The sequence below is a fragment of the Pseudomonas fluorescens genome (assembly GCF_902497995.1).
Classification (GTDB): domain Bacteria; phylum Pseudomonadota; class Gammaproteobacteria; order Pseudomonadales; family Pseudomonadaceae; genus Aquipseudomonas; species Aquipseudomonas fluorescens_BK.
Genome location: NZ_CABVII010000005.1, coordinates 48,187 through 66,183 on the forward strand (window position 1 = coordinate 48,187; position 17,997 = coordinate 66,183).

15 protein-coding genes and 1 pseudogene are annotated in these 17,997 nt (G+C 58.3%); 7 read left to right on the top strand and 9 right to left on the bottom strand.

Translation table 11 applies throughout. The annotated features are described in order from the left end of the window. Positions 1-261: 261 nt before the first annotated feature. Positions 262-783, bottom strand: coding sequence for a lactoylglutathione lyase (gloA, locus tag F8N80_RS07510; protein WP_138967037.1), 522 nt, complete (start codon positions 781-783; stop codon positions 262-264). A 138-nt stretch (positions 784-921) separates the two neighbouring features. Between gloA and F8N80_RS07515 the strand changes: the two genes are divergently transcribed. Continuing rightward, entirely contained in the window at positions 922-1,446 is a 525-nt protein-coding gene (locus F8N80_RS07515; RefSeq protein WP_150747677.1) for a DUF4946 domain-containing protein, read from the top strand. Positions 1,447-1,618: 172 nt separating this feature from the next. Here F8N80_RS07515 and F8N80_RS07520 read toward each other — a convergent pair whose 3' ends face one another. Then, on the bottom strand, positions 1,619-1,984 hold the full coding sequence (locus tag F8N80_RS07520; protein WP_150747678.1) for a histone-like nucleoid-structuring protein, MvaT/MvaU family: 366 nt from the start codon (positions 1,982-1,984) through the stop codon (positions 1,619-1,621). A gap of 183 nt (positions 1,985-2,167) precedes the next feature. Continuing rightward, positions 2,168-3,754 (bottom strand): EAL domain-containing protein, encoded by a 1,587-nt coding sequence (locus F8N80_RS07525; protein WP_150783612.1) that lies wholly within the window; start codon positions 3,752-3,754, stop codon positions 2,168-2,170. Positions 3,755-4,302: 548 nt separating this feature from the next. Here F8N80_RS07525 and hppD point away from each other — a divergent pair. Then, a complete protein-coding gene (gene hppD / locus F8N80_RS07530; protein WP_150747680.1) occupies positions 4,303-5,379 on the top strand; it encodes a 4-hydroxyphenylpyruvate dioxygenase in 1,077 nt (358 codons plus the stop codon). 180 nt (positions 5,380-5,559) lie between these two features. Here the strand turns inward: hppD and rarD are convergent, their stop codons facing one another. Beyond that, a complete protein-coding gene (rarD, locus tag F8N80_RS07535; protein WP_150747681.1) occupies positions 5,560-6,441 on the bottom strand; it encodes an EamA family transporter RarD in 882 nt (293 codons plus the stop codon). 295 nt (positions 6,442-6,736) lie between these two features. Continuing rightward, entirely contained in the window at positions 6,737-7,750 is a 1,014-nt protein-coding gene (locus tag F8N80_RS07540) for an aldo/keto reductase (protein WP_150747682.1), read from the bottom strand. A 307-nt stretch (positions 7,751-8,057) separates the two neighbouring features. Between F8N80_RS07540 and F8N80_RS07545 the strand changes: the two genes are divergently transcribed. The 4 genes and pseudogenes from F8N80_RS07545 to F8N80_RS07565 all read left to right on the top strand — a co-directional run. Beyond that, entirely contained in the window at positions 8,058-9,179 is a 1,122-nt protein-coding gene (locus F8N80_RS07545; RefSeq protein WP_150747683.1) for a sugar diacid recognition domain-containing protein, read from the top strand. A 342-nt stretch (positions 9,180-9,521) separates the two neighbouring features. Beyond that, the gene (locus F8N80_RS07555) at positions 9,522-10,655 is read left to right on the top strand and encodes a glycerate kinase (protein WP_150747684.1); all 1,134 of its coding nucleotides are present in this window, start codon (positions 9,522-9,524) and stop codon (positions 10,653-10,655) included. A 250-nt stretch (positions 10,656-10,905) separates the two neighbouring features. After that, complete coding sequence (locus F8N80_RS07560; RefSeq protein WP_150783613.1) at positions 10,906-12,492, top strand: hypothetical protein; 1,587 nt, start codon at positions 10,906-10,908, stop codon at positions 12,490-12,492. After that, positions 12,432-12,573, top strand: a pseudogene (locus F8N80_RS07565) (RHS repeat-associated core domain-containing protein); the annotation flags it as partial. The gene F8N80_RS07560 and the pseudogene F8N80_RS07565, both read left to right, overlap by 61 nt. Before the next feature lie 565 nt (positions 12,574-13,138). Here the strand turns inward: F8N80_RS07565 and F8N80_RS07570 are convergent. Together F8N80_RS07570 and F8N80_RS07575 are read right to left on the bottom strand one after the other, a co-directional pair. Continuing rightward, positions 13,139-13,867 (bottom strand): response regulator, encoded by a 729-nt coding sequence (locus tag F8N80_RS07570; protein ID WP_150783614.1) that lies wholly within the window; start codon positions 13,865-13,867, stop codon positions 13,139-13,141. 51 nt (positions 13,868-13,918) lie between these two features. Beyond that, entirely contained in the window at positions 13,919-14,203 is a 285-nt protein-coding gene (locus F8N80_RS07575; protein WP_150747689.1) for a helix-turn-helix transcriptional regulator, read from the bottom strand. 477 nt (positions 14,204-14,680) lie between these two features. On the opposite strand from F8N80_RS07575, the gene F8N80_RS07580 reads away from it, so the two are divergent. Next, complete coding sequence (locus F8N80_RS07580) at positions 14,681-15,868, top strand: pyridoxal phosphate-dependent aminotransferase (protein WP_150747690.1); 1,188 nt, start codon at positions 14,681-14,683, stop codon at positions 15,866-15,868. A gap of 137 nt (positions 15,869-16,005) precedes the next feature. Here F8N80_RS07580 and F8N80_RS07585 read toward each other — a convergent pair whose 3' ends face one another. Together F8N80_RS07585 and F8N80_RS07590 are read right to left on the bottom strand one after the other, a co-directional pair. Continuing rightward, positions 16,006-16,302: a hypothetical protein gene (locus tag F8N80_RS07585; protein WP_150747691.1), complete on the bottom strand. Its 297-nt coding sequence runs from the start codon at positions 16,300-16,302 to the stop codon at positions 16,006-16,008. 185 nt (positions 16,303-16,487) lie between these two features. Further along, positions 16,488-17,831 (bottom strand): cation:proton antiporter, encoded by a 1,344-nt coding sequence (locus F8N80_RS07590; protein ID WP_150783615.1) that lies wholly within the window; start codon positions 17,829-17,831, stop codon positions 16,488-16,490. Positions 17,832-17,997 lie beyond the last annotated feature (166 nt).

Genomic DNA, 17,997 nt, shown 5'->3' on the forward strand with positions numbered 1-17,997 from the left:
AAAACACAAAAAACCCATGAGCGATCATGGGTTTTTTTGTGCGCGCCGTTGCAAGCTTTTTGTAGGAGCCGGCGCGCTATGAGGTCAGTCCAGCCAACATCACTGTTGAATGTCAGTCCGCCATCGTCGGAACGCCGCCCGGAGCAAGCTCGCTCCGGGCGGCGTTCCGACGATAGCGGTCCCACGGCTGACCCGGTTGGATGGCCGCCGCGTTGCGACGGTTCGCTGGCAAGCCGGCTCCTACAGGGGGTGTGTCGTACGTCAGAGCGGGGCGGGCTGGATGATCTCGACCCAATAGGCATCCGGATCCTTGATGAACGCCAGGCTCTTCATGCGCCCATCGTTCAGGCGTTTCTGGAAATCGCAGCCCAGCGCCTCGAAGCGCTCGCAGGCGGCGACGATGTCCGGCACCGAGATGCAGATGTGGCCGAAACCGCGCGGGTCGGTGTTGCCGTTGTGGTAGGCGAAATCCGCGTCGTTTTCGGTGCCGTGGTTGTGGGTCAGTTCAAGAATGCCGGGGATCGACTTCATCCACTCGGTGCGCGCCGCGGCGTCGGCCGGGATCTGGTCTTTATCGACCAGCGCCAGAAAGTACAGGCTGAATTCGGCTTCCGGGAAGTCGCGTTTTTCCACCAGCGAGAAACCCAGGATCCGGGTGTAGAAATCCAGGGATCTGGTGATGTCCTTGACCCGCAGCATGGTGTGGTTGAAGACGAACTTGTGGGTCGCGGTATCAGGCTGGGCGGTCACGCCGGGGAAGGTGTTCAATTCGTGCAGGCTCATGGGCCCTCCGGACAATAAGTGGGGCTGGCGAATGGTGACCATGATACGCAAGGGCACGGGCATCACCAAACTTCGGCTATTGCCTGGCCGACGGGCGAGGCTCAGACTTTACGGATCAAACCCTGAGAATTAATTGCAATGATTCGTTTCTGTCCATCGATCTTCGTCCTGCTGAGCGTGTTTTGGGCGGCGACCACTGCTCACGCCGATGAGCCAGTCGTGACCTGGCCTGACGGCTGGGAAGTCGAAGCCGTCCCGCAAGAGCCAGCCAATGCCCAGGTATCGCGCCAGCGCGCGGTGAAAACCGATCAGGGCGGCACGCCGGTGATGGTGATGGAATTGACCATGACCCAAGTACAAAGCGGCCACCAGGTGAATCTGCAGGGTGTATTGCTGGAGATGCGCAAGTCGGTGCAGAAAGACTTCTTTCAAGGCGGCTATCAAAGTGTCTGCAACAAGATTCACCCCACTCGCTTGAGCCGCCTGGCAGCGCTGGAAACTACCTGCACCATCACCCAGAACGGTCGTCATGTGCTGTCTCAAACATTGGTGGCGGCTGTGGATGCCGATAAGGCCTATGTTTTTTCTTGTGCGGGGCAGGCTGAGATTTATAAGGCAAGTCAGGGCGAAATAGACGCTACCCGTAACAGCTTGAAACTTTAGTTGAAGATTTCAATGTCTGCAGACTATGGCCCCTGTGCACATATTTAGATACCAAAAGGGATTAAGCCTAAAGTAGTCGGCAAGTAGCGAATGATCGGCGCCAATCGTTGCAGTTAGACGGTGTCCATGAAAAAGCCCTGCATTGACAGGGCTTTTTCATTACCGCGCGTACTTAACCACGCAGCCAGGAATCCACGGTGTCGACACCGTATTGTTCCTTCCAGGCTTTCAGGCCGCGGTGATTGCCGCCCTTGGTTTCAATCAGTTCACCGGTGTGCGGATTCTGATAGACCTTGACCACCCGAGCGCGGCGGGTTTTAGGCGCTGCGGCCTGTTGCAGGCCGGATTTTGCCGGGTTTGGATCGAGAATGGCGATGATGTCGCGCAGGCTCTTGCCGTAGGTTTTCATCAACCCCTGGAGCTTTTCTTCGAATTCGATTTCTTTCTTGAGCCCGGCATCGTTCTTCAGGGTTTCCAGAGCCTTGAGCTGTTCCTGAAGGGCCTTTTCAGCTGCACGAAATTCAGCGAGTCTGGACAATATCTTTACTCCAATAGTGTATTTGGCTGATACCAACCGCAAACAAGGCTATAAGCCAAGCGCCTTGTAGCGACTCGGTGATAATGGCTCACCTGCCAATCCTGTGCAGGTATGAAAAATTGTAGTAGTTAATGGGCCAAGAGTAAATCCTGTCGTTGTCTTCATGTAACTACACTAGTCATTTTACTCAATCGGATGCGCCGTCGCGTTGTCTTGTCGCTTCAAGCCGTTAGTTAATGATGACTTAATGGCGTTAATGAACTCTGCGCCGGGCATTGGCCGGCCGAACAGATAACCTTGCAGGAAGTTCACGCCGTGGGCAGTCAGGTAATCACTTTGCTCCGCGGTTTCCACACCTTCGGCGACGATGGCCAGATCAAGCTTGGCCGAGAGTTCGATGATGGTGTCCAGAATGTGCCGGGAGAGGGCGTCGACTCCGATCATGGCGACAAAACTCTGGTCGATTTTCAGGAAGTCCACATTGAATTGACGCAGATAACCCAGGCTCGAGTGGCCGGTGCCAAAGTCGTCGATCGCGATCATCACGCCAAGCCCGTGCAGTTGTTCGAACAATTGGTGGGTCATGGCCGTGGGCTCGATCAGTTCGCGCTCGGTCAACTCCAGCACCAGGCTGATCGAGCCCGGTGCGAAGGCCTCGAGGAACGCGCGACAATCCTCGACCAGATCCAGGTCCTTGCAATGGCTGGCGGTGATGTTGATGCCAATGTGAAACGGCTCTTTGAACGACGAGGACAGGGGCGCCAGCAACGCGGCGGTCTGTTGCATCAATGAGCGGGTCATCGGCACGATCAGCCCAGAGTACTCCGCAAACGGAATGAACAGATCCGGGCGCACCAGGCCTTCCTTCGGGTGATTCCAGCGCATCAGCACTTCGCAGCCGGACCACTGCTTGCTGCCGCCATGGACCACCGGCTGAAAGTAGGGAATGAACTCCGCGGCTTCCATCGCGCGCTGCATTTCATGGCTGGGTGACATGGCGCGCTTTTGCAGAAAATGCCCGATCGAGCCGGACACCGCGCCGAAAAAGATCAGCAAGCTGAACAGTGGCGGATACTCGCTTTTCATGTAACGCCAGGTTTCGCCCTCGGGGAAACCGGCTGCCACGGTAAAAGCGTATCGCGAGGAGGTCAGTTCGCTGTGCGCCACCGCAAAGAGGGGCAGGGCACCGTCGTGGTACCGGCCATCGGCGGACAACCAATTGGGGCCCACTTGCAGTACCAGCAAAGTCTTGCGGTCGATCAGGCGCAATACATTACTCAGGTGATAGCCGTCCAGGTTGCTCATGGCCCCCTGTTTGCCTGCGCTGAGTCGATACATCAACACCGCGGTATCGGGCGTGACCGGGTTGCCCTTCATCAACTCCAACCGGCCTTTGCTGTAGTCGCCGGCAGCGACCTTTTGCTGATAGTCGCCGAACAGGGAGCTGCAATAAAGAGTGTCGTCCCACACCAGGCTGGTCGAGCGCACGAAGGGGCGGCGGGTGACCTGTTCGCGCAGGGCCAGATTGACATCGAGGCAGCTTTGGCCCGCCAGCGGCAGCAACTCGCGCGCGGCCTCGGCGGTATTGTCGAACATCAGTTCGAACTGGCGCACGGCTTCTTGCGCCGTCAGCCGGGTGCTTTGTTGCAGTGTGCGTTCGGCCTGCATATAGAGAATGGCGCCCCCCAGCAGTACCGGGAGTAAACCGCTCAAGACGGTCACAGCAATCCTGATCCCGCGTTTGCGGCGGCTTTTGACGTTCAGTGGCATTCGTGGAACCTGTAACGGTGAAAGAGGGCTCTGAAATGCTGGCAGGACGACAACAGGCCTCCCAAAAAGAGTTCAGGTGACGGGCATGATAGATGGACTCGGGGCGTTTGCCGATCAGCGGTAGTCCAGAGCCTTGGCCAATTTGATAGAGACCAGTGCTGCCGATGAGGATTGGCACGGGTCCAGCACCACCCGTCAGACCTGCCGGGCGACCGCTGGCAACAGTGGATTTTTCACCTGGCAGTGGATTTTCCAATGCAACAAACCCCTTGCACGAGCAGAGAAAAAGGGGATTTGATACAGAAGGCGGACAAAACGATTTACGCTGTGTAGAATCGGGTTACGCATATAAGAATAATCGTCTTCTGGCAGCAGAAGCCTCGCCCGTCATAGCCTTGGGTCGACCATGAAGATATTTGGGTTTCAATTGATCTACGGTGACTTCCTCGCCCGCAGCGTACGGGGCATCTCCTGCGCGCCACCCGCCGGTCTCAGCATTGCCAGCAATTAACGATCCGTTACTTGATAAAAATGATGAGGCACCAACCATGGCAGATTTATACGAAAACCCAATGGGCCTGATGGGCTTTGAATTCATTGAATTCGCATCGCCAACCCCCAACGTTCTGGAGCCGATCTTCCAGATCATGGGCTTTACCAAGGTCGCGACCCACCGCTCCAAAGACGTGCACCTGTATCGCCAGGGCGCGATCAACCTGATCCTCAACAATGAACCCAACAGCGTCGCCTCGTACTTTGCGGCCGAACACGGCCCGTCGGTGTGCGGCATGGCCTTCCGGGTCAAGGATTCGCAAAAGGCCTACAAGCGTGCCCTGGAACTCGGCGCCCAGCCGATTCACATCGAGACTGGCCCGATGGAGCTGCACCTGCCGGCAATCAAAGGCATCGGCGGTGCGCCGCTGTACCTGATCGACCGTTTTGGCGAAGGCAGTTCGATCTACGACATCGACTTCGTGTTCATCGAAGGCGTTGACCGCAACCCGGTCGGGGCCGGCCTGAAGATCATCGATCACCTGACCCACAACGTGTATCGCGGGCGCATGGCCTACTGGGCCAACTTCTACGAGAAACTGTTCAACTTCCGCGAGATCCGCTACTTCGACATCAAGGGCGAATACACCGGCCTGACCTCCAAGGCCATGACCGCGCCGGACGGCATGATCCGCATCCCGTTGAACGAAGAGTCGTCCAAGGGCGCCGGGCAGATCGAAGAGTTCCTGATGCAGTTCAATGGCGAGGGCATCCAGCACGTGGCCTTCCTCAGCGATGACCTGATCAAGACCTGGGATCATCTGAAAAGCATCGGCATGCGCTTCATGACCGCGCCGCCGGAAACCTACTACGAGATGCTCGAAGGCCGTTTGCCGAACCACGGCGAGCCGGTCAACGAACTGCAAGCGCGGGGCATTCTGCTGGACGGTTCGTCCGAATCGGGCGACAAGCGCCTGCTGCTGCAGATCTTTTCGGAAACCCTGATGGGCCCGGTGTTCTTCGAATTCATCCAGCGTAAAGGCGACGATGGCTTCGGTGAAGGCAACTTCAAGGCGTTGTTCGAATCCATTGAACGCGACCAGGTTCGTCGTGGTGTGCTCTCCACCGACTAAGCCGGTGCAGATGTAAAAAAGCCCGGTCAGCAGCGATGCCGACCGGGCTTTTTTTGGCTGACGCAAAACTAATTGTGGGAGCGGGCTTGCTCGCGAAAGCGGTGTGTCATGCAGCATAAACGTCGACTGATACACCGCATTCGCGAGCAAGCCCGCTCCCACAATTAGTTTTGCGCGGCCTTAAGGTCTGCGGTTACGGACCATATGCTTGAACCCTTCAAACACCAACACCACCACCGCCAGCCAGATCGGAATGTAGGTCAGCCATTCACCGGGCTTGATGCTTTCTCCCAGCAACAACGCCACCCCGAGCAACAGCACCGGCTCGACATAGCTCAACAACCCGAACAGGCTGAACGGCAGCAACCGGCTGGCGATGATGTAGACCACCAGCGCCGATGCACTGATCACCCCGAGCAACGGGATCAGCAGTGACAGCCACGGATGCTGCTCGAACACGCCGAAACCCTGCTCGCCGCCCTGGACGAACCACAACGCCACCGGCAGCATCAGGGCCATGTCCATCCACAAGCCGCCGAGGTTGTCGGTCGCCAGTCGCTTGCGCAGGATGAAGTAGAGTGGATAACCGATGACCACCAGTAAGGTCGCCCAGGAAAAACCGCCAACCTGATACAGCTCGTTGAGCACCCCGAGGGAGGCAAAAAACACCGCCACCTTTTGCAGGTAGGACAGTCGCTCGCCATAGGCGAACCGCCCGGTCAGGACCATCGACAGCGGCAACAGGAAGTAACCCAGGGACACGTCGAGGCTATAGCCATTGAGCGGAGCCCACATGAACAGCCAGAGCTGCAGGCCGAGCAGCGTCGCGGAGAGGACCATGCCGGCGAGCAGTTTGGGTTGGCCGACCAGCCGTTGAAACAGGGCGATCACCCGTTTCCATTCGCCGGAGACCACCATGAACACGGTCATGCAGGGCAGGGTCAGGAGCATGCGCCAGCCGAAGATTTCCACGCCGCTCAGGGGGGAGAGCAGCGAGGTGTAGTAATACATGACGGCAAACAGCACCGAGGCTGAGACCGATAAAGCGATACCTTTAGACAAACTGCCCTCGCGAAGTTGGACGTGAAACGGGCGCAGAGGATACGTGGTTTTCGAGCCGAATATTGACCAATCAATCAACTGCGACCAACTGTAGGAGCGAGCGGTGCGGCGACCCGACTTGCCCGCGAAGAACGATGACGCGGTACGCCTGAAAAACCGTGCCGCATGCTTCGCGGGCAAGTCGGGTCGCCGCACCGCTCGCTCCTACAGGGATCTGAGTTGGAGCATAGTTGGATGATCGACATTAAACCCTGTGGGAGCGAGCCGGCTCCGGGCGGCGTTCCGACGAAGGATCTCAAGCCATACGCGGTTTACGCCCGGACACAAAATGGCTCACATCATTGAACCCCGGCGTTGATGCATGCCCCGGCGTCACCAGCGAATCGATGAACGCTTCATCCTCAGCCGTGATCTTCACCGCTTGCGCCTTGGTGTAGGCGTCCCATTGTTCCTCTGTCCGCGGGCCGACAATGGCCGAAGTCACCGCGCTGTTGTTTAATACCCAGGCAATCGCGAACTCGACAATCCCCACCCCACGATCCTGGGTGTACGCCTGGATCTGCTGGGCGATCCGCAGGGATTCGACCCGCCATTCGGTCTCCAGAATGCGTTTGTCCGCACGGCCGGCGCGGCTGTTGGCGTCGGGCTTCACGTCTGGCGCGTACTTGCCGCTGAGCACCCCGCGCGCCAACGGGCTGTAAGGCACCACGCCCAGGCCATAGGTCTGCGCGGCTGTGATCTGTTCGGTTTCAGCCTGGCGGTTGACGATGTTGTACAGCGGCTGACTGATCACCGGCCGGTCGACCCCCAGTTTGTCGGCGACGCGAATCACCTCGGCGATGCGCCAGCCGCGGTAGTTCGACAAACCCCAATAGCGGATCTTGCCCTGGCGAATCAGGTCGCCGATGGCCGACACTGTGACCTCCAGCGGTGTGTCGTGGTCTTCGCGGTGCAGGTAATAAATGTCGAGATAATCGGTGCCCAGGCGCGTCAGGCTGGCGTCGATGCCATTGAAAACATGCTTGCGGCTCAGGCCGCTGCGGTTCGGCACGCCGTCCACCGGGCCGAAACCGACCTTGGTCGCGAGCACCCATTCGTGGCGATTGCCGGCAATCGCTTCGCCCACGATTTCTTCGGAGCGACCATTGGTGTAGACGTCGGCGGTGTCGATGAAATTGATGCCCTGGTCCCAGGCCTTGTCGATGATCCGCAGGGAATCCTCGGTGCTGGTCTGTTCGCCGAACATCATGGTGCCCAGGGTCAGGGTCGACACCTGCAGGCCCGAATGACCCAGCGTGCGGTAGCTCATGACGAAATCCTTTTACCAGTGGGAAAGGCTCAATCAAATACCAGAACCACGACCGGGATCAAATAGAAACATCGAACATTGCAGATCACAATGTGGGAGCGAGCTTGCTCGCGAAGGGGCCGGCACATTCAACATCAATGTCGCCTGCCAGACCGCCTTCGCGAGCAAGCTCGCTCCCACAGGGGATTGGTGCCAGGCACGGCGGGGCAGGGGCGCTCGCTTTATTATGATTTTTTGCGAAGCGAGGTTAACGTTGATCGCCGGGTTAATCACGGCCAGCCCCCTCCCGCTTTCAAGGATCACCCTTATGTTTGAGCTCGATCACGACCTGGCGCAGGACATCGTCGACCGGGCGATGGCCATCCTGCCGTACAACGTCAACGTCATGGACAGCCAGGGGCTGATTCTCGGCAGCGGCGAACCGGAGCGGGTCAACACCCGGCATGAAGGGGCGCAACTGGTGCTGGCCAATGCTCGGGTGGTGGAGATCGACGCCCGGACCGCACTCCATCTCAAAGGCGTGCAGCCGGGCATCAACCTGCCGCTGTTGCTCGACCAGCGCCTGATCGGCGTGCTCGGCATCACCGGCGAACCGGAGCAATTGCGCACCTACGCCGAACTGGTGCGCATGACCGCCGAGATGCTGGTGGCCCAGCGCAATCAACAGGCCGAGCAGCAATGGCGACGCCAGCGGTGTGATGACCTGCTGGCGTTGCTGCTCAGCGACGCCGGTGATTCACCGCGACTGATCGACGAAGCACAACAACTGGGGCTCAAGCCGCAGATGACACGGGTGCCCTATCTGTTCGAGTTGGGAACGGAGCAGGGACCGGGGCACACCGTCGAGGCGCTTGGCGCCTGGCTGACCTCGCGCCACCCGGACAGTTGGTGCATCAGCTCGGCCAAGTCCTCGTTGCTGTGGTGCCGACCGGCCAGCCAGGCCGTCGAGAACGAACGCCTGCTGGAAAAGCTCGACGGCCTCGGCTGGAACATCCTGCGCATTGCGGTGGGCGGGCAGGCCGATGGATTGTCGGGTTTGCGTCGTTGCAATCGGCAGGTCGGGGACTTGCTGGCCTATGGGCGCGACGTAGTGCCCCGCACCCGTGTGCTGACGTTGAACCGCTATCGACTGCCGGTGATGCTCTGGCGTCATCGCAACGACGATGCACTGGACGAACTGCTCAAGCCCCTGCGCAAAGTCATCGCCAAGGACGGCAACGGCCAGCTGCTGGCGACCTTGCGCAGCTGGTGCGACCACGATGGCCAGAGCCAGGCCTGTGCCGATGCACTGGGTATCCACCGCAACAGCCTGCGCTACCGGATGGAGCGCATCGCCGAACTCAGCGGCGTCGACCCATTGCGCCTGGACGGCATGCTCGCGCTGTATCTGGGTGTGCAACTATTGCCTGACACCGACGCAACACCCTAAACGACACATCCCCCTGTAGGAGCTTGCCAGCGAAGAGGCCATCACATTCAGCATCCATGGTGACTGACAGACCGCCTTCGCGAGCAAGCTCGCTCCCACAGGGGGGCTGCGTCGCACAAAAAATCTGTGCTCCACACTGTGGGAGTGGCGGCGATCCGACTTGCCCGCGAAGAGGCCATCACATTCAACATCGGTGTCGCCTGTCAGTTCTCTATGACGAGCAGGTCCGGCCCCAGGGTTTTGTGAAAATGAACAATAATCCTCAATGCCCTTTGTGCAGGAGTCCGGCGTTATTGTTCGCGCCTGCTGGCAGCATGAAGGCATTGGAACAGGAGAACTCCCATGAAAGTCGTCATCGCCCCCGATTCATTCAAAGACAGCCTCAGCGCTCAAGGCGTGGCCGATGCCATTGCCCTCGGGCTGGCAGAGGTCTGGCCTGATGCTCAGCTGATCAAATGCCCGATGGCCGATGGCGGGGAGGGCACTGTCGAATCGGTCCTGGCTGCATGCGATGGCGAACTGCGCCGGACCGAGGTCCGCGGCCCGCTGGGCGCAACGGTCAACGCCGCCTGGGGCTGGTTGCCCCACAACCACACCGCAATCATCGAAATGGCCGAAGCCAGTGGTCTGCAGTTGGTGCCGCTTGCCCGGCGCGATGCGTGCATCAGCAGCACCTTCGGCACCGGTGAACTGATCCGTGCGGCCCTGGATGCCGGCGCGCAGCGAGTGATCCTGGCGATTGGCGGCAGTGCGACCAATGATGGCGGCGCGGGTGCGATGCAAGCCTTGGGCGTGAAGCTGCTCGACGCACAGGAACAGACCCTCGCACCTGGCGGCCTCGCGCTTGCACAATTGGCCCGCATCGACCTGAGCGACCTCGATCCGCGATTGGCCGAGGTGCGCTTCGACATCGCCGCCGACGTCAACAACCCACTCTGCGGCCCCCACGGCGCCTCAACCATTTTCGGCCCGCAAAAAGGTGCCACGCCCGAGCAAGTCCAGCAACTGGATCACGCCCTCGGACACTTTGCCGAGCACTGCGCCCAAGCCCTGAACAAAGACGTGCGCGACGAACCGGGCAGCGGTGCGGCAGGCGGCCTGGGATTTGCCGCCAAGGCCTTTCTGGGCGCGCAGTTCCAGGCCGGCGTTGAAGTGGTCGCCGAACTGGTCGGCCTGGCCGACGCGGTTAAAAATGCCGACCTGGTGATCACCGGCGAAGGCCGTTTCGATGCGCAGACCCTGCGGGGCAAAACGCCGTTCGGTGTGGCACGGATTGCCAAGCAGCACGGCGTACCGGTAATCGTCATCGCCGGTACCCTGGGTGACGATTACCAGGCAATGTATAAGTATGGCGTTGATGCGGCGTTTGCCTTGCCATCGGGGCCGATGAGTCTGGTACAGGCCTGTGCGCAAGCACCGCGGTTGTTGCGTGAACGGGCGGGGGACATTGCGCGGGTGTGGCAACTGACACTTTAGTCACTGAATAGTGGCACCGGGGAAATTTTTATTTAAAGATTTCCCCCCCCCCACTGTATAACCACCCACCTGTCAACTCTGACAGTATCGCGGTTAAAAAAAGCGGTGCTTAATTCGCTCAGGCTATTGCGGCCGGGTAGAGCGACAGGATGTTCACGCCGTATCTGAGCCATCAGTCGAACTACCAGACGGTTTTTTGAAACCATGAAATTTTTCATGGCTGAACTTAAACGGTTTCGGAGAGATAACGATGGCAAGTTCCTACCAAGGGCAACAATTGACCGCCGAGGAAGTGCGGATCAACTATCGCAAAAGATTTTTTGCAGCCGATCCACTCATCGCGCCGACTATCGTGGATGCCATTCCCGGTGATGCGGACGGTTTGATGCCCATCGACAAGATCAACGCTGCTTTAGAGGTTGAGATCCCTTTGTGGTCGGATCGCCCGCCAACGCCGGGGCTTGGTCTAAAGGATATACTTGTTCTGGAGTACTCGCATTCGGGCTTACCTGGCTATGTACCTATTGGGAGTCCGGAGGACATTCTTGATCAGGATGCGTTCCCTGACAGTAACTTCCCTCTTGAACGGAAAATCCCTCTCGACGTGATCAGCAGCTTTGAAGGCACACTAAAGTTCAGATACACCGTCACAAGCTGGAACGGAAGCACGAGAAACGCTGAAAGTCCGGTTACCATCGACAGAACCGGGCCGATCAGGCCGGGCACACCCGTCGCCATCGATGTAGTTGAATCCTTGATTACCGATGCTGTTTTGACGCGTGACAAGGGGGTCAAGTGTATCGTCCCCGACTTCGTGGAGGACAAAAAGGACTTTGTCAAAATTGCCGTCGGCTGGATGGCAGATTTACCGGAGGACGAAGCGGACTTTCCCGAGCTGGTTGCGTTTTTTGACCTGCTACCCGCGTCTCGGGAAATACTGGTGCCAGAAAAGTTTGTGACTGATATCGGATCGAGAACCCAATACGTGGTGTATTTCCTGTACGACAAGGCGGGCAATCGAAGTGAAATGTCGCTGCCAAAAAGTGTACAGGTTGCCCTTGGAACACTTCCCGGTGCATTGAAACCTTGTACGGTTCCATTGGCGGACGATGGCCTGATTGATCGCGCTGACGCTGCGCTCCCGACCCATGTCCATATTGAGGAGTACACTGGGTGGAGCCGTGATGACGGGGTTATAGTGTCGTGGGGGGCAAACAAACTGGCCCGGACCTCCGTCGGTACCCAGCTCCCATTTCCCTTGAAAATCACAGTGCCATGGGCACATATGTCAGCCGAGTACGATTTTACGTCAAGTACACACGAGCAACCCGTCGATGTGGACTACAGCGTACTCAGAGGCGATTACCCGACGCCTTCGCCGGCAAAGATTACCGTTAATACGGATTACGCGCTTCCGGGGCCCGTAAACCCGGATCCCGAGCCTATCAATCCCACGCTGGAGCTCATCCGGTTCCAGAGTTTCAACGACAGCGATAAAGAACTCACCATTGACGATATCGAAGAGGATGCGACTGGGCATATTAAATTGTTCACTACTCCTGCCCCGGTGGCTGGCGATACGTTGACGCTTTACTACAATGGCAAGGCCGTCAGTTCCCCCCCCTATACCGTAACAGTATCAGATATACCCGGCCAGGAAATCCCAATGCGTATTCCGTGGGACGATATCAAGCTGACACCGGTCGCCAACGACTTACCACTGTATTACACCCTGACACGCACTGGCTTTGTTAACCCCCAGGAGTCGAGCTCAGGGACGCGCACACCGGCTGTTATTTGCTGGGGAATGGGTATCGGGCGTTCAGTCCAATGTTGATGCGGTTTCATAGTCCGGACAGTTGGAGTCCGTTTGGGGAGGGGGGCTTGAATGCGTATATGTACTGTTTGGGGAATCCGATTCGATATACGGATAAGACTGGGCATATGTCGGGAAGAGCTCTCGCGGGTATTCTTGACTCATTGGACGATGTGGCCGCCATAGGACGTAGAACCTCAAACGTTTCGGATTCAATCCCCAGTACATCTCGAGGTTTGTCGAGAGGTACTGATAATGTGGCAGAACTTCCTGGCTCTGGCCGACCATCCAGGCCAATTACGCAGCAGGCTCCAACGACTCGACCTAAACGCGAACCGATACCGGACTACGATAGTCCGGAGCGGTCAAACTCACCCACTCGTAGAGCACAAGATACCGCTGATCAGCGATCGAGGGAAATAGCCAGGGAGAAGGAAAGAGCTAACCGGAGAGCTAATAAAATAGCGAGGAGAATTGAAAGACATCCTGATGAATATAAAGCGGCATTACGCGAGAGTAAGCCGAACAGCTATACTGGCCGTAAAGATGCTCAGGGGCACAGAATTATGACAACTGATAAGCTGGCAGGGCACAATGACCGCTTTGATCTCCCAGTCTACCGCACAAGTGTCGATGTTAACGTGAAGCAGAAACAAGTTAGGGAATATCAGTAACTCAAGCTGCTCATTCGGGCAAACTCCATCAACCCACCGTCATGGCCAAGTCCCAACTTGTCCATGGCGGTGCGTTTTTGTCGGCTTATGGTTTTTTCGCTGCGGTTCAGTTGCGCGGCTATTTGCCGGCCGGACAGGCCTTGGACGAATAACCGGACCACCTCAAGTTCGCGCTCGGAAAGGGTTACAGATGGCACATCCGTACTGCGAGAAGGCAACCTCTGAGCCTCCAGAACTTCGGCAAACGTCGGGCAGAGATATCGACGGCCGTTAGTCACCTTATGTACCGCCTTTTTGAGGTCACCCAAGGGACTGCGCTTGTCGAACAAGCCTGCAACACCCGTGTTAAGCAACGCTTGCAGAAGAGAAGGGTGGCGCAACATGGTCATCACGATCAGCGGCAAGTGGCCGAAGTGACGTTTCAGATACCCCATCAACGACAAACCATCGGGAAAGCGCCCATAGGGCATCGAGTAATCACTGATCACCAGATCGCAGGGGGTGCACCGCAAATGGTGGATCAACTCATCGGCGTCGTGCGCCTGGGCAACGATGGAGAACGTGTTGCCGAGGGCCATTTCGGCGCCCAGCAGCACCACGGGGTGATCGTCGGCGAGGATGATGCGAAGCGCTGTGTTCGAAGGGGGCCTGTGCGATACCGGTCTATCGTCACAGGCGTTTACGTCAAAGGGGTCAAGCCGTTTGGTCTGTTCCAGATTCATGAAACACCTCTACAGGGTCGTTGTCAGGCTGACCGCTGCGGAGGGCCCGGTTCAAGGCGTTTGAATCAAGCCTTGTTCCAGCGCCATGACCATGGCGATCCAGCGCGATCTCACGCCGAATTTTCGGCGAATGTTACAAAAGTGGTAATTCACACCAGCCTCGGTGCAGTCGACGATCTGGGCAATCTCCCAGGATGACTTGCCAATGGCACTCCATTGCAAGACTTCCTTTTCCCTGGCGGTAAGCTTGATGGCCTCGGGCTGTTTGCACTCCTGTGGCTGGAAACTGACCTGGGTAGGTGATGACCGGACTGAGGCGGTAGTGGAACGGTACATAATTGAATCTCCCATTCATCATCATTGACGGCGTGGGCGCGGCAGAATCTTCCTACTTCACGAAGGCATGGTTCGCGCGGCCGTCCTTCAGCAACCTTGATAGGGCTGTAGGCACGGTCTCCTTATAGCGCGATTAATCCGCCTTGGAACCTGTCACAAATTACAGGTAGGGCACTTTAATCAGGTCACAGGGAAAGCGCTGTCAGCTAATGCGAACCTTGTCTGTAGGAGTATTCGTTTCATTCTTCGGTCCTGCATTTTTTAAGATAAGCCATTGATTCGAAGAAGCTTTTATCGGGGTAGCAGGCAAGCAAAGCAGTGGTCGATGGAAGGCTCCCGCCGTGAATCACCCGCCATGGGTAAAATCTCGCCAACCGATAAACGGAGTGGCTACGACCGTCGATTGAAATGCCATGGTGGCGCGTTTGGTGATTTGAGATAGGGTTGACTCAGGAACCTGCGCGATTGGAGAACTACATGCGCTATTCAGGCTTGACCCAACGCATCGCCGGTGACGGCGCCGCGGCCTGGCAAATTCATTACCGCGCGCTGGAATTGCGCGAACAGGGCGTCGATATACTGCTTCTTTCTGTCGGCGACCCGGATTTCGATACCCCTCAACCCATCGTTCGAGCCGCCATCGACAGCCTGTTGGCCGGCGATACCCATTACTCGCAAGTGCGCGGCAGTCGAGGATTGCGCGACAGCATCGCCCGTCGTCAACGACAACGAAGTGGACAGGTCGTGGACGCTGAACATGTGATCGTCATGCCGGGCGCACAGTGTGCGGTGTACTCGGTTGCGCAATGCCTGCTCGATCCGGGCGACGAGGTTATCGTCGCCGAACCGATGTACGTGACCTATGAAGGCGTGTTCGGCGCCATCGGGGCGAAGGTGGTGCCGGTGGCGGTGCGTCCGGAGAATGGTTTTCGGATCGACCCGGCGGATGTTGCGGCCCGTATCACCTATAAAACCCGGGCGATTGTGCTCAACAGTCCGAACAATCCTTCCGGGGCCAGCTTGTCGCTGGAGATCTGGCAGGAACTGGCCACCCTCTGTATTCGCCATGATCTGTGGCTGATCAGCGACGAGGTCTACAGCGATCTGTTGTACGAGGGCCAGCACATCAGCCCGGCCAGCCTGCCGGGCATGGCCGAGCGTACGGCGACCATCAATAGCCTGTCCAAATCCCACGCCATGAGCGGCTGGCGAGTGGGGTGGGTGATCGGGCCGAAACCCTTGGCCGATCACCTGGAGCACCTGTCGCTGTGCATGCTGTTCGGCATTCCGGATTTCATTCAGAACGCGGCGCAATTGGCACTGGACGAGGAACTGCCGCAAGTGGCGATGATGCATGAGGAATATCGCCAGCGTCGCGACCTGGTGTGCGCGCGCCTGAGCGATTGCCCAGGGCTGCGGCCGATCCGCCCCGATGGCGGGATGTTCGTGATGGTCGATGTGCGCCAGACCGGGTTATGTGCCCAGCGGTTCGCCGAGCGGCTGCTGGAAGGTTATGGGGTGTCGGTGCTGGCCGGGGAAGCCTTCGGGCCGAGTGCGGCAGGGCATATCCGAATCGGACTGGTGGTGGACAGGCGCAAGCTCGCCGATGCGTGTCAGCGGATTGCGTTGTGTGCGGCTGACCTTCTGGAGGCGAGGCGGGCCTGAAGGTTTTGTGCAGCAGTTGCTGGCCTCTTCGCGAGCAAGCTCGCTCCCACTTGAATCTCTGCCGGACTCAGGATGTGTGCGCGCCCCCATGACCTGTGGGTGCCGGCTTGTCCGACCGTCGACGCGTGCACCTGCTGTTACACCCTGGATTCGGCTTTCTGGTGCAACCGTTGCGCGTTTTGCGTAGACGCCGAAACCGGGGGGAAATCTGTGTTGAGCACGCGCAAGTGTTCGATCGCTTCCTTGAACTGCAGGTTGGCCTTCCTGCGTATTTCCAGATAGCGATCGAATAGCTCCCCATCCATATCGCTGCCATCGAGCAGCTCGAAGGCGCTACGGCTGAGCGCCTGGGCCTCGGCAAACATCTGACGGTTGCGTTCCAGGGCGAACGCCCGGCAGGCTTTGATTTCTTCGCAGGTTGAATAGTGAATCATGACCAACACCTTATTTTTCGAGGTCCCTTTAATAGGCTTGGAGCCTCAGGGGAACCGAACCTGAACCATCCCGCCGTGTAAAAGCCGGGCGGGATTAAACGTGTGACCTGCCGTATTGCCCAAGAATTTCAAATTTATGAAGGCGAAAATTCGATGATTCCGGCGGAAAAAGCACAGGGGAAAAATCAAATATCCTGTTTTTTACGCCGTTCATATCGAGCCAGGATCGGTTGGGTGCTGATCCCGTGGAGCAGGATGCTAAGCGCGACCACGGACAGGGTCAGATCGACGCAGAGCGTTGCCACAGACGGCGTCAGCCCATGGTTCAATGCATAAAACAGATAAAACAGACTGCCGATGCCGCGTATGCCAAACCAGCCGATCAACAGGCGCTGGCGACTGTCCAGCAAACTACCCCAAGGCATGGCGACCACGCTCAACGGGCGAATCAGGCAGAACAACACGCCAGCAATCGCCAGCGCGCGCCAGTCCCAGTGAGCGATCAGCACCACGCCGAGCAGCGTTACCAGGAAGACTTCCATGGCACGTTCCACCAGCCCCCCGAAGGCGAGCATGTCGCCCATCATGATGCCCGCTGCAACTTGAGCGTCTTCAAGGCGGGCGGTATCGCCATGCACGGCATGCTGCGGCTCGACGTTCTGATGCCCGACAATGGGTTGGACCAGGTGCTCGGCGGGAAGCTCGTCCTTGCCCGTGGACTTGACCTCTTCCTGACGCAGACCCAAGCCCGCCGCGAACACCGACAGAAAGCCGTAGCCGTGAATCGACTCGGCCACGACGTACGACAGGGCGATCAAGGCGAGGGCCAGGTAATCGTTCGGCGATAGGGTGCTGTCGTCATTACGGATCCGCAGCGACAAGGTCACACGGCCAATACCGCGTCCCATCCAATAGCCGGTGAGTAAGCCGGCAGGCACTGCCCACAGCACACTGCGCAGCACCCAATCGCCCAGCCAGCCGGGGTTGCCGTCGTGTTGCACCAACAGCAGACCGAGGATCACGAAGGGAAAGGCGATGCCGTCATTGAGCCCGGCCTCACCCGACAGACCGAAACGTACGCTGTCGTCATCCCGGGCGTCGTTGACTTGCACCAAGGAGGCAAGTACCGGGTCGGTCGGTGCCAGAATCGAGCCGATCAGCATCGAAGCGCCCCAAGACAGCGCGAAGGCGTAATGCAACAACAGACAGACGCCAGCGATGGTCAACAGCATGACCGGACCGGCCAGCCCGAATGCGATCCGCCAGTTTTTTGCCTTGAGTGGCGAGCGCAACTTCAGGCCGCAGACGAACAGCGAAAACAGCACCGCGACTTCAGTCAGATGCTCCATCCAGATGGACGCGTCTGCCGTATCCAGCTTCAACAGCCCGAGTCCCGCCGGCCCGATGGCCACACCCAGCACCAGGCACACGGCGGAGGTGGTCACTGGCATCCAGCGCAGGTACGATGACGTCAGTGCCAGCGTCAGCAGCACAGCGCCCAATACCGCCACCCAGACAATGAAACTCATGATCGGGGTTCGCTGCGGGCGGCGCGGGCCTCAATGGCCGCAGTCATCAACCGACAGTCGCGCGCAGGTATTCCTTGACGATAGGTGCGGACATGACGACCTCCTGAGCTGGAGCGGCCCGTGGCAGGAGCCCCTAACGTATTGAGGGGCAAGTTTTGCCAGGGGT

Coding starts and splice junctions, on each gene's coding strand:
- gloA (WP_138967037.1), bottom strand. CDS start 783: ATGAGCCTGCACGAATTGAACACCTTCCCCGGCGTGACCGCCCAGCCT.
- F8N80_RS07515 (WP_150747677.1), top strand. CDS start 922: ATGATTCGTTTCTGTCCATCGATCTTCGTCCTGCTGAGCGTGTTTTGG.
- F8N80_RS07525 (WP_150783612.1), bottom strand. CDS start 3,754: ATGCCACTGAACGTCAAAAGCCGCCGCAAACGCGGGATCAGGATTGCT.
- hppD (WP_150747680.1), top strand. CDS start 4,303: ATGGCAGATTTATACGAAAACCCAATGGGCCTGATGGGCTTTGAATTC.
- F8N80_RS07540 (WP_150747682.1), bottom strand. CDS start 7,750: ATGAGCTACCGCACGCTGGGTCATTCGGGCCTGCAGGTGTCGACCCTG.
- F8N80_RS07545 (WP_150747683.1), top strand. CDS start 8,058: ATGTTTGAGCTCGATCACGACCTGGCGCAGGACATCGTCGACCGGGCG.
- F8N80_RS07555 (WP_150747684.1), top strand. CDS start 9,522: ATGAAAGTCGTCATCGCCCCCGATTCATTCAAAGACAGCCTCAGCGCT.
- F8N80_RS07560 (WP_150783613.1), top strand. CDS start 10,906: ATGGCAAGTTCCTACCAAGGGCAACAATTGACCGCCGAGGAAGTGCGG.
- F8N80_RS07570 (WP_150783614.1), bottom strand. CDS start 13,867: ATGAATCTGGAACAGACCAAACGGCTTGACCCCTTTGACGTAAACGCC.
- F8N80_RS07575 (WP_150747689.1), bottom strand. CDS start 14,203: ATGTACCGTTCCACTACCGCCTCAGTCCGGTCATCACCTACCCAGGTC.
- F8N80_RS07580 (WP_150747690.1), top strand. CDS start 14,681: ATGCGCTATTCAGGCTTGACCCAACGCATCGCCGGTGACGGCGCCGCG.
- F8N80_RS07585 (WP_150747691.1), bottom strand. CDS start 16,302: ATGATTCACTATTCAACCTGCGAAGAAATCAAAGCCTGCCGGGCGTTC.
- F8N80_RS07590 (WP_150783615.1), bottom strand. CDS start 17,831: ATGAGTTTCATTGTCTGGGTGGCGGTATTGGGCGCTGTGCTGCTGACG.